The sequence below is a fragment of the Actinoplanes sp. NPDC023801 genome, from assembly GCF_040639655.1.
Taxonomy (GTDB): Bacteria; Actinomycetota; Actinomycetes; order Mycobacteriales; family Micromonosporaceae; genus Actinoplanes.
Window position 1 is genome coordinate 54,204 of the sequence record NZ_JBFAAI010000019.1, and the last position, 16,061, is coordinate 70,264.

At 68.4% G+C, this 16,061-nt stretch carries 5 protein-coding genes and 1 riboswitch; of the genes, 3 read left to right on the top strand and 2 right to left on the bottom strand.

All coding sequences use genetic code 11. The annotated features are described in order from the left end of the window. Positions 1-69 precede the first annotated feature (69 nt). The 3 genes from AB0G04_RS29325 to AB0G04_RS29335 are packed head-to-tail and all read left to right on the top strand — an operon-like array spanning position 70 to position 4,381. Positions 70-678, top strand: coding sequence for a TetR/AcrR family transcriptional regulator (locus tag AB0G04_RS29325; protein ID WP_360988937.1), 609 nt, complete (start codon positions 70-72; stop codon positions 676-678). Continuing rightward, positions 672-2,411, top strand: coding sequence for an ABC transporter ATP-binding protein (locus AB0G04_RS29330; protein WP_360988940.1), 1,740 nt, complete (start codon positions 672-674; stop codon positions 2,409-2,411). Before AB0G04_RS29325 ends, AB0G04_RS29330 begins: the two co-directional genes overlap by 7 nt. Before the next feature lie 56 nt (positions 2,412-2,467). After that, positions 2,468-4,381: an ABC transporter ATP-binding protein gene (locus AB0G04_RS29335; protein WP_360989134.1), complete on the top strand. Its 1,914-nt coding sequence runs from the start codon at positions 2,468-2,470 to the stop codon at positions 4,379-4,381. Positions 4,382-4,572: 191 nt separating this feature from the next. Here the strand turns inward: AB0G04_RS29335 and AB0G04_RS29340 are convergent, their stop codons facing one another. Together AB0G04_RS29340 and AB0G04_RS29345 are read right to left on the bottom strand one after the other, a co-directional pair. Further along, a complete protein-coding gene (locus tag AB0G04_RS29340) occupies positions 4,573-8,004 on the bottom strand; it encodes a Calx-beta domain-containing protein (RefSeq protein ID WP_360988943.1) in 3,432 nt (1,143 codons plus the stop codon). A gap of 15 nt (positions 8,005-8,019) precedes the next feature. Continuing rightward, a riboswitch (cyclic di-GMP riboswitch) is annotated at positions 8,020-8,098 on the bottom strand. Between the two features lie 303 nt (positions 8,099-8,401). Further along, the gene (locus AB0G04_RS29345; RefSeq protein ID WP_360988946.1) at positions 8,402-16,015 is read right to left on the bottom strand and encodes a Calx-beta domain-containing protein; all 7,614 of its coding nucleotides are present in this window, start codon (positions 16,013-16,015) and stop codon (positions 8,402-8,404) included. Positions 16,016-16,061 lie beyond the last annotated feature (46 nt).

The window sequence follows — 16,061 nt, forward strand, 5'->3', positions numbered from 1 at the left end:
CAGCTGTGCCCGGTTCGACCGCGGTATTTCATTTGTCTGAGTGAGCACTCGCTCATTAGAGTGGCCGGCATGGAGAACCGGCGCAGACGCGTCCCGGCGATGGCGCCGGAGGAACGGCGGGCGGCCCTCATCGAGGCGACCATCCCGCTGCTGCACGAACACGGTCTGGAGGTGAGCACCCGGCAGATCGCCAGCGCCGCCGGAGTCGCCGAGGGCACGATCTTCGGCGTCTTCGAGAGCAAGAGCCAGCTGGTGACCTGCTCCGTGATCAAGGCGCTCGACCCGCAGGCCGACCTCGACGCACTGGCCGCGATCGACCGCTCCGCACCGCTGCGCGAGCGGGTGATCGCCGCCGCCGAACTGGTGCACCAGCGATTCGTCGAGCGCGCCCACCTGATGCACGCGGCCCGCAAGCTCATCATGGTCGGCGAACAGGATCCGGCAACCGTCGCCCGGATGACCGCCAACCGGGAGAAGATCGGCGCCGCGCTCGCTGACGTCTTCGCCCCCGACGCCGCAAGTCTCCGGGTCACACCGGCCCGCGCCGCCCATCTGCTGCTGATGTTCTGCGGCGCCAACACCTTCGGGCCTTACGGGCAGCCCGACTCGTTCAGTGGTGCGGATCTTGCGGCCCTGCTGCTCGACGGCATCCACATCAAGGAGACTCCGTCTTGCTGATCAGATTGCTGAAGGTCCATCTACGGCCGTACCGCAGAGAGATCACCCTGGTGGTCCTCTTCCAGTTCCTGCAGACCATCGCGACGCTCTACCTGCCCGCGCTCAACGCCGACATCATCGACAACGGCGTCATCAAGGGCGACACCGGTTACGTGATGCGGATCGGCGCCGCCATGCTCGGCATCACGGTGCTGCAGATCGCCGCGCAGGTCGTGGCCGTGTACTTCGGTGCCCGCACCGCCATGGCCGTCGGCCGTGACCTGCGCGCCTCCATCTTCGACCGGGTGCAGAGCTTCTCCGCCCGCGAGGTCGGCCAGTTCGGCGCGCCGTCCCTGATCACCCGGACCACCAACGACGTCCAGCAGATCCAGATGCTGGTGCTGCTCACCTTCACGCTGATGGTGTCGGCACCGATCATGCTGGTCGGCGGCGTCGTGCTGGCCCTGCGCGAGGACGTGCCGCTGTCCGGCCTGCTGCTGGTCATCGTGCCGGTGCTGATCACCGTCATCGGCTTGATCATCACCCGGATGCGGCCGCTGTTCCGGACCATGCAGGAGCGCCTCGACCGGATCAACCAGGTGATGCGGGAGCAGATCACCGGCATCCGGGTGATCCGCGCGTTCGTCCGCGACGATCACGAGCGGCAGCGGTACAGCGTCGCCAACGACGAACTGACCGACGTGTCGCTACGGGTCGGCCGGATCATGGCGCTGATGTTCCCGACCGTGCTGCTGGTCGTGAACATCTCCAGCGTCGCGGTCCTCTGGTACGGCGGCCACCGCATCGACTCGGGCGGCATGCAGATCGGCCAGCTGACCGCGTTCATCAGCTATCTGATGCAGATCCTCTTCTCCATCATGATGGCGACCTTCATGTTCATGATGGTGCCGCGCGCCGAGGTCTGCGCTGAGCGGATCGAGGAGATCCTCGACACCGAGTCCAGCGTGGTGCCGCCTCCGGCGCCGATCACCACGCTTTCCCGGCACGGCCATCTGGAGCTGCGCGACGTCGGCTTCCGCTATCCGGGAGCCGAGGCAGGAGTGCTTTCCGGCGTACGGCTGACCGCGCGCCCCGGCGAGGTCACCGCGATCATCGGCAGCACCGGCAGTGGCAAGACCACCCTGCTCAACCTGGTCCCCCGGCTGTTCGACGCCACCGAGGGCCAGGTCCTGGTCGACGGGGTGGACGTACGCGAGATCGACCCGGCACTGCTGTCGTCGGTGATCGGCCTGGTCCCGCAGCGGCCCTACCTGTTCACCGGCACCATCGCGTCCAACCTGCGCTACGGCAATCCGGCCGCCACCGACGACCAGCTCTGGCAGGCCCTCGAGATCGCCCAGGCCCGGCCGTTCGTCGAGTCGATGGAAGGACAGCTGGACGCCCCGATCGCGCAGGGCGGCACCAACGTCTCCGGCGGCCAGCGGCAACGGCTCGCCATCGCCCGTACGCTCGTGCACCGGCCGGAGATCTACCTGTTCGACGACTCGTTCTCGGCACTCGACTACGCCACCGACGCGGCCCTGCGGTCGGCGCTCACCGAACACATGACGGACGCCACCGTGATCATCGTGGCGCAGCGGGTCAGCACGATCCGCGACGCCGACCGAATCATCGTGCTCGACGACGGCAAGGTGGTCGGCACCGGCACACACGAGGAACTCATGGACACCAGCCCCACGTACCGCGAGATCGTTCTCTCGCAGTTGACCGTGGAGGAGGCGAGCACCAGATGACCACTCCCGCTCCTCAGCGCCGCGGGCCCATTCCCGCCGGGCCGCCGGCCGCCCGGATGATGATGGCCGGTGGGCCGCCGGAGAAGCTCGAGGACTTCAAAGGGTCAACCAAACGCCTGCTCCGCCTGCTCAAGCCACAACGGCTGTTCGTCGCCGGTGCGCTGGCATTCGGCGTGGTCGGCGTCTTCCTGTCGGTGCTCGGCCCCTATCTGCTCGGGCACGCCACCGACGTGATCTTCGAAGGCGTGATCGGCAAGATGCTCGGCCGGGACCTGCCGGCCGGGGTCACCCGGGAGCAGGCCATCGAACAGTTGCGCGCCACCGGGCAGAACGCGCAGGCCGACCTGCTCTCCGGCGTCGACGCCGTACCCGGCCGGGGCATCGACTTCGACCGGCTGGCCGAGGTCCTGATGTGGGTGGCGATCATCTACGTCTTCGCGTGGGTCTTCGGCGTACTGCAGGGCCGGCTCACCACCCGAGCGGTGCAGGCCGCCGTCTACGACCTGCGCCAGCAGGTGGAGGACAAACTGGCCCGGCTGCCACTGGCCTACTTCGACAAGCAGCCGCGCGGTGAAGTACTGAGCCGCGCGACCAACGACACCGACAACATCGCGCAGACGCTTCAGCAGACGTTCGCACAGCTCGTCACGGCGCTGCTGACGATCGTCGGCGTACTCGGGATGATGTTCTGGATCTCGCCCCTGCTCGCCCTGATCGCCCTGATCACGGTGCCGGTGTCGATCTGGCTGACGACCGTGATCGGCAAGCGGTCCCAGCCGCAGTTCGTCGCGCAGTGGAAGACGACCGGCCACCTCAACGGGCACATCGAGGAGATGTTCACCGGCCACACGCTGGTCAAGGTCTTCGGCCGGCAGGACGAGGCCGCATCCACCTTCGCCGGGCACAACGACAAGTTGTACGCGTCGAGCTTCCGGGCCCAGTTCATCTCCGGCCTGATCCAGCCCGCGATGATGTTCATCTCCAACTTCAACTACGTCCTGGTGGCCGTCATCGGCGGACTCCGGGTCGCGTCCGGCACCCTGACCCTCGGCGAGGTGCAGGCGTTCATCCAGTACTCCCGCCAGTTCAGCCAGCCGCTCACCCAGGTGGCCAGCATGGCGAACCTCGTCCAGTCCGGGGTGGCCTCCGCCGAACGGGTGTTCGCCCTGCTCGACGCTTCTTCTCTTTCGGAGGAGCCGCCGCCGGTGGACCTCGGCACTGTCCGCGGGCGGATCGCGTTCGAGAACGTGTCGTTCCGCTACCTGCCGGACAAGCCGCTCATCGAGAACCTGAACCTGAGCGTCGAACCCGGACAGACCGTGGCCATCGTCGGACCCACCGGCGCCGGCAAGACCACCCTGGTCAACCTGCTGATGCGGTTCTACGACGTGACCGGCGGCCGGATCACCCTCGACGGGGTCGACATCGCCACCATGCCGCGTGAACAGCTGCGCTCGCAGATCGGCATGGTCCTGCAGGACACATGGCTGTTCGGCGGCAGCATCGCCGACAACATCGGATACGGGGCCTCGTCACCCGACCTCCCGGCCATCCACGCGGCGGCGGAGGCCGCCCACGTCGACGGGTTCGTGCGGATGCTGCCCGACGGCTACGACACGAAGATCGACGAGGAGGGGTCCAACGTCAGCGCCGGCCAGAAACAGCTGGTCACCATCGCGCGGGCGTTCCTCGCCGAGCCGAGCATCCTGATCCTCGACGAGGCCACCAGCTCCGTCGACACACGTACCGAGGTGCTCATCCAACGCGCGATGGCCACCCTGCGCACCGGCCGGACCAGCTTCGTCATCGCCCACCGCCTCTCCACCATCCGCGACGCCGACGTGATCCTGGTGATGGAGAACGGCTCGATCGTCGAGCAGGGGACTCACGAGTCGCTGCTGGCGGCGGGTGGGGCCTACGCGCGGTTGTACTCCGCCCAGTTCGCCCAGGCAGTCGTCGAGGTCGACTGACCGTACCGGCGTCCTGCAACGTGCGGGACGGGGCTGCTTGCGGCGGGATTGATGCCCGCAGTGGGACTGCTGCTTGCGGCGCGATTGACGCTTGCCGTGGGACCGCTGCTTGCGGCGGCCACGAAGATGCCGCGGATACGCGGAACGGGGGCGGCCGTCAGGCCGCCCCCGTCTCGTCGAACTGATGACCGCTACTTGATGGTCACCGTCTTGTTGCCGGAGTAGCCGGTGTTGATGCCGGCGGCCGCGTTGCCGCCGACTGTGGCGCGCAGCGTCAGCTTGGTCTTCGACTTGAAGCTGAAGGTGCCCTTCCAACCGGTCGCGGTGGTGGTGCCCTTACCGACGTTCACCCACTTGCCGCCGGACCAGCGCTGCACCGTGACCGCCTGGCCGGCCGCCCGCGGGTTGCCCGCCACCGAGACGCTCAGCCTGCCCCTCGAGGGCGAGCTCGCCGAGAAGGACGGCAGCTGCGTGACCTTGACGGTCTTGACCGCGGAGTTGATCTCCTGCGACCGGGCCACGAACGACCAGCCGGTCGAGAGGGACCGCGAGTTCAGCTGGAAGTAGCCGTCGTCGTCAGCGTCGGTCTCGGACAGGTACTTGAAGTTCGCCGGGTTGGTCTCCGGGAGCGGAGCGCCCCACAGCTCGACCGTCGTGTTCGGAGCCGCGGTGCCGCGGAAGGTCGCCAGGCCGACACCCTTGGCCGGACCGGAGACGGTCAGCGTCGGCGTGACCGCGTCGGCCTTGTCCTCCGACTTGATGATGACCTCGCCGACACCCCGGGCGATCGAGGCACCGGTCGGCGACGCGCTGAGGAGCTTGACGTAGAAGTTCTCGTCGCCCTCCTTCATCTTGTCGTTGATCACCGGGATGTTGACCTTGGCGGTCAGGTCGCCCGGCTTGAGGGTGATGACACCCTTGGTGAACTGGTAGTCCTCGCCCGCCTTGGCGGAGCCGTCGGAGGTCTGCCACGGGATGGTGACAGTCTGCGAGGTCTCCTTGGTGTTCTCGTCGAAGGCGAACGTGACGTCGACGTCGACCGACTGCTCCCACTCACCGATCGACTCGTCCTGGACCGAGGCCGCCGGCGGCAGGTCCGCCGGGTCGTCCGTGATCCGGAAGTTGCCGGTCGTCGAGGCGAAGCCCTGCGGCGCGGCACTCGTCTCAGAGACGGTGACACCGAAGGTCTCGGTGGGCTCGTCGACATCGTCCGGCAGCAGGTAGAACTCTGCCAGCCTCGAGTCGGCGAACGCGGTCTGCCCCTTGGCGATGTCGATCCTGGTGGTGGCGAGCGTCGCCGGAACCTCGAAGTCCTTCCCCGGGGTCGCGGGGTTGTCCCCGGTGCCGGCAACCGTGAGGCCCAGCGAATAGGGGTATGCGGAGACTCCGGTGAGTGTTCCCACGACCCGGACGGTCGTGCCCTCAGCGCCGGCGATCTCGTTGATCTTCACCGTCGGCTTCGCGTCGTCGTTGGAGATGGTGACGCGCGCGCTGTGCTGGACGTCCGCGGTCAGCCCCGCCTCTACCGAGGTGCCGGCGACCGTGAAGTCGACGACGAACGCTTCGTCACGTTCGTAGACGGCGTCCCCGTTGATGGGGATCTCGACCGTTCCGGTCGTCTGACCGGCCTTGATGGTCACCGTGTTGGCGGTCGGCAGGTCGAAGTCGTTGTCTCCGACCGTGGCGCCGGCGTTGACACCGGTCTCGGTGGCGCTGCCCGGCGTCTGACCGAAAACGGGGGTGAGGACGGTGTCCGTGCCGACCGGCGCGCTCAGCGCGACCGGCACCTTGACCGTCGTGACGCCCTCGTTACCCTCGACCACCGCGACGTCCGAGGTGGTCCACGTCGCCTTCGAGTCGTCCGCGCCCTCGACGATGTAGACCGTCTGCGTACCGAGATCCGCGGGGTCGATGGTCGCGTTCGAGCTGCTCAGAACCAGATCGAAGGACTCGGCCCGGCCGGATCCGTACGTGGTCCCCTCGTAGGTCGTGTCACCGACGATCGTCACCGGGATGTTGACGGTGACGATGCCCGCCGTGCCGGTCTCGGTGGTCGGGATGGTGATGGTGCCGTTCGTGCCCCGGTAGTCGGTGCCGTTCGTGGCGGTACCGCCGGTGAACGCGTAGTCGAGCTTGAGCGGAGTCTCCCTTGTGGTGCCGCTGACGTCGACCTTGACCTGGACCAACTTCGCGGAGTCCCCGGAGGCACCCTCGTCGTAGAAGACATCGACGGTGCCCGGCGTAGCGGAGGTGAGGTCGGTGACCTCGAGGGTCGGTAGCGTCTCGACATCCCTGATCGTGCCGATCGCCGTTGTCGTCGTGCCCAGCGCTGCCGCGACCGCGGGTCCTGTCACCGACGGCGTGACGCTCAGAGCCGCTTTGAAGGTCTCGGTACCCTCCACGATCGAGTCGCCGCCGACCGCCACGGTCTTGTAGACCGTCTGGCTCAGCGGGTCGAACGTGACCGTCGAGGTGCCCGCGGTGAAGTCCGTGGTCGCGGCGCCTCGGGCGGTGGCGGTGTCGGTACCCGCCGAGGCGGTGAAGTCGACCTTGAGGGTCTTCTCCGAGAGGCCGGAGAGCCTGATCGGGAAGCTGGCGTTGCCACCTTCGTTGACGGCCGGCGCGTTGTCGATGCTGACCGTCGGCGCGGCGTCGTTGTCCTCGATGGCCAGGTCCGCCGTGGCGGGTGCGCCGGCGACGACACCGGACACCGCCGGGCCCGTGGTGGTCAGCCGGATGTACTGAAGGTCCGGTTCATCGACGATGTCGTCGTTGATAGCGAGATTGACCGCCGCGGTGAGCTGACCGGCCGGGATGGTGATCGTCGCGTCCGCTGCCAGAGCAGTGAAGTCCCGGGTGACACCACCGGTGGTGACAGCCCCCGAGACGGTCGCGCCGAGCAGCGTGGTCGAAGTACCCGCGGCTGCGATGGGAACCGTGATGTCGTTCTGGAGGATGCCCGACAGGCTCGCGACGATCGGAACCGTGCCCTGGCTCTCCGGAACCGTCGCGGGAACGGACAGGGTCAGCGTCGGCTGGTTGGCAGGCGCGCCCCAAATCGTGGCGGTGGCTTCCTTGTAGGTGGCGTCACCATCATCGTCAGCACCGAAGTCGATGTTCGTCGCCCGAAGGATGACGGTCTCATCGCTGGTGTCGCCGTCAGCGACCGTTGGCACGGAGACCGTAATGGTGGTCGGCGATGACGTGCTGGACGCCGGGAAGGTAACCACGGAGGGCGCCTCAGCTTCTCCGGCGTCGGCGGTGTCGTTGTCCGCGTTGAGATCCCTGGGACCGTAAAGGTTGCCGAAGTCCTTGTTCGTGACAGACGCGTCCGGGACGACAGCACCTGTCGCGGTCCCGGCGAAGGTGATCTCGAACTTCGCTTCGACGGTTCCGGTGTAGCTCAACTTGTAGGAGAGCGGACCGCCCTCCCAGTTGGAGGTCGCCGTGATGGTCAGGTAATCGTTGGCCGCCGCGTAGGCGGGTGAGGCGACGAAAACTGCGGGGACCAGGCCGATGGCGGCGGCGGTGGCGGTGGCCAGGGCATGCCGGATTCGCTTTGGTCCCCAGAGCGTGAACGGCACCCGCTCTCGCGGCGCCGCTTGGATGGGTCGATGACGCATTCTCTTCCTGTCTCCTTCGGCGGCTGGGCTACCTCCAGCGGGGAGGCCCCTGGCTTTGCGTCCCCGTCTCGCGACGGGTTTGCCTGTTCGGGTACCGCACCTAGGGCGGTTGGGGGTGCCGGTCTTGACCGGCCCTCAGCAGCGCAAACACCGGATGCGAAGATCCGCGTGGGGCGGCGCCAACTGCAATCTAACCGGCGTATCGCCCTGTTAGCGGCGGAACGGGTTTTTCGGTAGAAAGTCCTTCACATAGCCGGGATTCCGCCTTGACGCGAAGGCTGGCAACCCCGCGAAAGCACCCTGACCAGCGGCGAACTGTACCCGCGGCGAAACGTCCCGTCCCGGGAAACGGCGGAAGGGCGGCCCCATCGGACCGCCCTTCCCTGGCTGTTCGGTGCTATTTCACCCGCACCGATCGGGCCGGTGAGGTCCCGGCGGTGATGCCCAGTGCCGGTGTCGCGGAGATCACGGCCCGGAACACATGGTTGCCGGCTTTCAGGGAACGCACCGTGGTGGTGAACTTGCCGTTCGTACCCAGCTTGCCGTCCTCGATCTCGTCCCAGCCGCCCTTGACCTGACGCTGGATTGTGACCTTCTGCCCCGGTTCGCCGGGATCGCCGGTGACCGTGAGGGTCGCGGCGCCCTTGGCGTTGGAGGCCACCGCCAGCTCCACGTCCTGGCGGACCTGGATGGTGCGGACCGGCGACGTCAGTCCGGCGGCCCGGACCTGCACCCGGTAGCCCTTGGTGAAGTTGGGCCTGAACGAGTAGGCGCCGTCGTCGTCGGCCGTGGTGGTGGCGGCCACCTTGAACGTCCCGCCAGAGACGCCCTGAGCGGTGAGCAGCTCCACCCTGGTACCGGGGGCCGCGGTGCCGGTGATCGTGATCCGTCCCTCGCCGGTGCTGGTGGCGGGCGCGGTCACGGTCGGCGGCTTGGGCTTGTCGTCGTCCTCGAGGACGACCTCGGCCTCGGCGGCGGCCAGTCTGGCGTCGGCCGGCGACGGGGTGCCGAGTCGCACGGTGAAGGTCTGGTCGGCCTCGTCCTTGGTGTCCGGCAGGATCGGGACGCTGATGGTGGCCGTCTCCGACTGCGGTGTGAACGTCACCGTACCGGCTGATCTGGTGTAGTCCTTGCCCGCGTCGGCCGTGCCGTCCACCGTCGACCAGGGCACGGTGACGGTGCGCGAAGTGCTGACGGCACCCCCGGTGAACTGCAGCGACACGTTGAGCCGGACGGTGCCCGCGCTCTCGCCGACGGACGCGTCGGTGATCGAGACGGCCGGCGGCGTGTCGTCCGGGTCGTCGTTGATGCGGAAGGTACGGCTCCCGCCGGCCAGTGACACGGTCGCCGTCTCGGTGTTCTCGTCGACGGCGTCGTCGAGGAACTCGATCGTGCCGACGCGGAACCTGGCGCCGGCCGGAGTACCACCGGGCACGGTGACCGTGACCCGGTCCAGTTCGAAGTCGTCGGGACCGGCGTCCTCGCCGTCGGCGGCGATCCCGGCGGCGGCCGCGGTACTGATCTCGAAGTCGCGCTGGGCGGTTCCGGTCACGGTGCCGGACAGTTCGATCGTGTCGCCCTCGTCGACGGTGCCCGCGGTCGGGTCGAGGGTGATGGTGGGCGCCCGGTCGTCGTCGGTGATGAACAGCCGCCCCTCCTGGACCTTGCCGGCCGCGTCCAGTTCGCCGGCGGCCAGTGACACCGCGATGCGGGCGGTCTCGTCGCCCTCGTACACCGTGTCCTGCTGGATCGGAACGGTGATCGAACCGCTCACACTGCCCTCGGGGATCCGCAGACTCGCGGCCGGCGGCCCGTAGTCGTCCGGCGTGGCGGTGCCCGGCTGCGCCTCGACGACCAGGTCGACGTCGCCCTGCGCCGGTTCGCTCAGGGTGACCGTCAGCGTCGCCGAGCTGTCGCCCTCCCGGGCGGTGACGTCACCGCTGACGGTGAACGACGGCACCGGCAGGTTCTGGTCGTCGTCGACGATGACGACGTCGCTGCTGGCACGGGCGATGCTGCTGCCGAACGGCTCGACAGCGACGAGCCGGACCTCGAAGGCCTCGTCGGGCTCCCGGCGCCGGTCGTTCTCGATCGGCACCCGGATGACGGCGTAGTTCTGGCCGGGCGGGAAGAACAGCTGGTTGCCGGCCGGTGTGCCGATGTCGGCGCTGGTGGCGGTGCCGGGCACCACCTCGAAGTAGACCGTGACGGGCTGGTCGGTACGGGTGGCGCCGTTGCCTCCGGTGAACTCGAGCGCCACCGGCACCTCGGCGTAGCCCAGTTCCTCGCGTACGTTCGCGGGAAGGACGACAGCGGACGGCGGCAGGTCGTTCGGATCGTCGAGGATGCCGTAGACGGCCGAGACTGACGTCGCGGCGGGTGTCCCCTGACTGGTGGCGGTCACCGTGAACGACTCGGTCAGTTCGTCGGCGGTGTCGGCGGCCAGCGGGATCGACCGCAGCAGGACCGGGCCGGTGCTGCCGCCGGGCAGGACGGCCGGCGCGCCGCTGTCGATGTAGTCCTCGCTCTCGGCCGGGTCGTTGCGAGGGCCACCGGTGGTGAGGCCGAGCTGGAAGCCGACCGGGTCCTCGGCCACTCCGGACGGGGTCGCCATCACGTCGACGGTGCCGCCCTCGGTGGCGTTCACCGAGTTCAGGGTGATGGTGGGAGCCGGGTCGTCGTCGGTGATCGTCAGCACGCCGGACTGGGCCGGCCCGGTGGCATCCGTCTCGCCGGAGGCCAGGGCCACCGTGATCTTCGCGGACTCCGTCTCCTCGTAGACCTGGTCGTCGACGATCGGCACCGTGACGGTGGCGGACGTCTGCCCCTGCGGGATGGTGAGGGTCGGCGGCGGCGACCCGTAGTCGTCGCCGCCCGGACCGGTCTGCCCGCGCCGGGCGGTGTCGTCGCCGGTGCTGATCGTGAAGTCGACCGGGCCGGCCGCGACCCGGGCCAGCGAGACGGTGACCGCGACGGAACCCTGTCCCTCAGTCGCCGTGACGTCCGGCTGCACCTGAAAGTCCGCGGCGTTGTCACCCTTGATGGTCACGGTGGCCGGCGATCCGCCGAGCTCCGCGTTCGACGGGTTCGACAGGTTGACCGACAGCGTCTCGTCGTTCTCGGCCGTCGTGTCGGCAAGCGTCGCGACGGTGACGGCCTGGCTGGTGGACGGTGGCGTGAAGACGAGCGTGCCGGACGCTCCGGTGAAGTCGGTGCCGGCGGTGGCCGTACCGCCGGTGGTGGTGTGGTCGACGGTGACCAGCTTCTCGGTGCTGGTGGCGGTGTTGCCGGGCACCGAGCTGAAGTCCAGCTCGACCGGCAGGTCCGCCACCTCCCCCTCGATCACCGTCGTCTGGTCCGGCACCCGCAGGCGGGGCGGCATGTTCGAGTACGAGTCACGGATGAGGCCGTAGCCGGTGACCGGCGCTTGCCCGCCGACCTCGACGGACGCCTCGATCGTCTCGTCGTACTCGTCGGCGGAGTCCGCCGGAATGCCGGCCGAGCCCAGATCGATGCGGGTCGCGTAGGGCTGCAGGGTGCCCGACAGCACGAGAGCGCCGCCCTCGAAGTCGTTCGGCTCGGCCGGGTCGGAGCTGCCGTCCGAGGCGCCGCGGACCGTGGCCGTCCAGGGCAGCGGATTCTGGGTCACGCCGGCGACGTCGAACCAGAGCCCTCCGCCGGCGCCCTCGGTCAGGTCGAAGCCGCCGAAGGTCAGCGCCGGAGCGGCGTCGTCGTTGTAGATCTTCAGCATCGACTGCTGCATCGGGCCGGTCACGTTCGGGTCGCCCGGCCGCGGCGTCACGGTGATCCACGCCTGCTCGTCCGGTTCGAAGACCCCGTCACCGTTGACGGTCACCGTGAAGTTTCCCTGGGTCTGGCCTTCCGGGATGAAGACCTCGGCGGGTACGGAGAAGTCGTTGCTGCCGGGACCCGAACCCCAGCGGACCGCACTGTCGTCCAGAGCGGACACGTCAAGCGTGACCGGCCCGGCCGCCGGACCGCTCAGCTGCACCGTGAACGTGACCTGCGCCGAGCCGTCGCCCTCGCTCTGCGGCAGGGAGGTGACCGACGCGATCGTCGGCGTACCACCGGTTCCGCCGATCATGGCGGAGTGCTCGCCGGTGCCCATGACCTGCAGCCCGTTGTCGGTGTACAGGTTGTACAGCCGCACTTTGAGCATCTTGCCTGGGGCGGCGGCGTTGAAGTCGAAGGGCAGCGGCGCCGAGATCTGCAGGCTGGTCTGCCCGGGCTCGTAGAACAGCACTCCGGACGAGAGCGGGGTGAACACGCCCGTGCTCGCGGAACCCAGCGACAGTTCGTAGCCGGCCTGCAGCCGCGTGTCCAGAGCGACGTTGAGGGCCAAGTCGACGACGGCGTCGCGGCTCGCGTTCTCGTCGATCGACATGGTGCCGATCTTCAACACCGGATCGACGATCCGGCCGTACGAGCTGGGCGGCGAACCCAGGGCGGCGGATCCCGGATCCGTGATCCGCGCGTTGACGGTCTCGCTGTCGTGCTCGAAGAAGCCGTCCTGGTTCGTCATGATGTCGGCGGTGGCCGTGACCTGACCCGGCTGGAACGTGACGGGCATGTCGAAGGCCTCGGCATAGTCGGCGCCGGGAGTGGCCGTACCCGCGCCGGTGGAGATCCGCACGGTGATCGGACTGCTGCTCGGGCGGTCGAGGGTCAGCGGGAACCGGAGCGGGCGCCCTTCCAGGGCGGTGCCGGGTTCGGAGATCCGGACCGTGGGCACGGAGCCCGGATCGCCGGACCCACCGAGCACGGACGAGTGCTCGCCGGTACCCATGACCGGCAGTCCCGAGTCGGTGAACAGGTTGTACAACCGGACCTTCAGCATCCGGTCGGGTGCGCCGGCGTTGTAGTCACCGGGCAGCGGCCCGGAGATCTGCCGGTTCGTCTGGCCGGGCTCGTAGGTCAGCGTGCCGGACGAGATCGGCGTGAACACGTTGGTGCTCGCGGATCCCAGCAACAGCTCGTAGCCGGCCTGCAGGCGCGTGTCCAGCGGGACGTTGAGAACCATGTCGACGACCGCTTCACGACTCGCGTTCTCGTCGACCGACATGGTGCCGATCTTCAACGCCGGATCGATGATCTTGCCGTACGAGCTCGCCGATCCCAGAACTGCCGAGCCCGGATTCGTGATCCGTACGTGCACCGTCTCGCTGTCGTGCTCGAAGATGCCGTCCTGGTTCGTCATGATCTCAGCGGTGGCCGTGACCTGACCCGGCTGGAACGTGACGGGGATACCGAAGGCCTCGGCATGGTCGGCGCCGGGGGTGGCCGTCCCCGGCTCGGTGGAGACCAGAACCGTGACGGGACTGCTGCTCGGGCGGTCGAGGGTCAGCGGGAACCGGAGCGGACGGCCCTCCGCGACAGTCCCGGCGCTCCCGATGCCGACCGTCGGGACAGCCCCGGGATCGACCGGTGCACCGAGCATGGTCGAGTGCTCACCGGTACCCACGACCGGCAGCCCGGAGTCCGTGTACACGTTGTTGAGGCGGACCTTCAGCATGCTGCCGGGTGCGGTGACGTCGAAGCCGGCGGGCAGTGTCCCGGAGATCTGCCGGCTCGTCTGACCGGGTTCGTAGGTGAGCGGCCCGGACGAGATCGGGGTGAACGCGCCCGTGGTCGCGGAGCCCACCAGCAACTCGAACCAGGCCTGCAACCGCGTGTCCAGCGGAACGCTCAGGACCATGTCGACGGCCGCGGTACGGTTCGCGTTCTCGTCGATCGTCATGGTGCCGATCCGCAACCCCGGGTCGGCGATGTCGCCTTGGGCGTTCGCCTTCACCCCGAGATTGGCGGTGCCCGGGTCGGTGATCCGCGCGGTGACCGTCTCGTTCTCGTGCTCGAAGAGGTTGTCCGGGTTCGTCGGGACTTCGACCGTCGCTGTGGTCTGGCCGGCCGCGAAGGTGACCTCCACCTCCGAGAGCGGTCCATAGTCGGCGTTGGGCGTGGCCGTGCCGCCCGTGGTGGAGATCCGGACCGTGATCGGCGTGCTCTTCGGATTGCTGAGGGTCAACGGGAAGACGAGCGGCCTGCCCTCCGGAACGGGCGCGGCATCCCCGATGCTGACCGTCGGCGTGGGCTGGGTGTCGACGTCCGAGACAGTGACCGTGGTCGTCTGGGATCCGTCGGCTACGGCGTTGTCGGCACTGCTCAGCGTGACGGTGAAGGTCTCGTTTGCCTCGGCGATCACGTCCTGCAGCGTGTTGATCACGATGTTCGCGGAGCCGGCCGGCGGGTTGATGGTCAGCGTGCCGCTCGCCGCGGCGTAGTCCGTTTCCTGGGCCGCACTTTCGGGAGTCACGGTGTATCGGACCGTGATGGGTTTCTCGGTCGTGGTCGCGGTGTTGTTGGGGTTGGCGGCGAAATCCAGGCTCACCGGGATCCAAACCGGGGATCCCTCCTGCACGGTCACCGCCGGGGGGACCATGAGCTTGGGCTCCTGCTGGCTGGGGAAGTCCCGGATGGTGGCGAAACCGCTGACCGGAGCGGCATCGCCCAGTTCGACGGTGGCCTTGACCGTTTCGTCGAACTCATCGGTACTGCCGTGGTCCAGGTTGACGGTGCCCATGTCGATCCGGTCGGCACCGGGCGCGAGCGTGCCGGACCGCACCAGATCGCCGTCGGCGAAGTCGTCGTTCTCGGCCGGGTCGCTGCCGCCGTCGGCGGCACCGGTGAGTGTGCCGGTCCACGGGAGGGGAGCCTGCGCGTCGCCGGTCACGGTGAACCAGACTCCGACGTTGCCGGAACTCTCGGGAAGGTCGAACCCGTCGAAGGCAACAGTCGGCATATCGTCGTCGTTGGCGATCGTCAGCGTCCCCGACTTGGCCGCGCCGGTCACGACCTGGCTGCCCGAGGGTGGGCTCACGACGATCGGGACGGTCTCGTCCACTTCGAAGACGTCGTCACCGTGGACGGTCACGTCGAAGGTGGCGGTCTCCGCCCCGGGAGGGACCGTTACCGTCGCAGGGGCGCCGAAGTCGAGGCCGCCCACGGTGTCCGGCGAGTTCGTCGCGGTACCGCCGGTCGCCGAGACGTTCAGAATGACCGGGTCCAGCGTCGCATTCGTCAGCGCCACCGTGAAGGTGGCCGTCTTGGACCCGCTGGCGCCCTCAGTGACTGCCGCGCTCGTCACGGACGCGATCTCCGGGACACCCTCGTCGTCGATGATGTCGAAGGTACGGGTCTGCATCCCCCGGGCGGTCCCGCCGACCAGGTTGGTCAGGCTGAAGGCGAAGCTTCGATCGGCGCCCCGATACACCTCATTGCCGTGGATCGTCATCGCGACCCGTTTCGACGGCTCCTGTGGCCCGAAGTAGAGCCGCTCGTCCACTACGGGCTCGAAGTCCTCACCCTCGGTGGCAGTGCCCGCGCCCGCGGTGATCGAGTAATCAAGGGTGATCGCGGACCGAAAGGTGAAGTTGAGAGAGATGTCGAAGTATTGGGTGCGATCGGCGTCCCCCTCGACGATGTCGCCGACCGGGGTAACCGTGAAGACCGGCTCGACGATCATGCCCGAAGCAGTCCCGGTCCCCAACGTCGCGGTACCGGGATCGACGATCTCCAGATAGACCACCTCCATGCTGTCGTCGACCCCATCAGCCAGCGTCATAACCTCGACGATCTTGCTGGTCTGTCCCTGCGGGATGGTGACGTCGACAGCCGAGAGCCCGGCGTAGTCGGCCCCCTCCGTCGCGGCACCGTTCCCGCCCGTCGTGCTCACCTGCACCGTGACGTCGGTGTCGGCGGGTTCGCTGAGGGTCAACTCGAACCGGACCGCCTCCCCCTCGGCGGTGTCCCCGGCGCCGCTGACACTGACCGAGGGCACGACGGCCGCGTGGGCTGGGCCCGGCAGGACCGCCACCGTCGGGACCAGGCCGGCGGCGGTGGCGGCCGCAATCGACACGGCGGCGCGGAAGCGGGCCGGTGCCCACAACCGGAACGGGACGTCTCCGGACGAGCGTTCGGTCCGTCGATTACGCATCGGTTCGTTCCTTTGTGTTGATCAGCGGACCTGGACCTGCGAACGG

Coding starts and splice junctions, on each gene's coding strand:
- AB0G04_RS29340 (WP_360988943.1), bottom strand. CDS start 8,004: ATGCGTCATCGACCCATCCAAGCGGCGCCGCGAGAGCGGGTGCCGTTC.
- AB0G04_RS29325 (WP_360988937.1), top strand. CDS start 70: ATGGAGAACCGGCGCAGACGCGTCCCGGCGATGGCGCCGGAGGAACGG.
- AB0G04_RS29345 (WP_360988946.1), bottom strand. CDS start 16,015: ATGCGTAATCGACGGACCGAACGCTCGTCCGGAGACGTCCCGTTCCGG.
- AB0G04_RS29335 (WP_360989134.1), top strand. CDS start 2,468: ATGATGATGGCCGGTGGGCCGCCGGAGAAGCTCGAGGACTTCAAAGGG.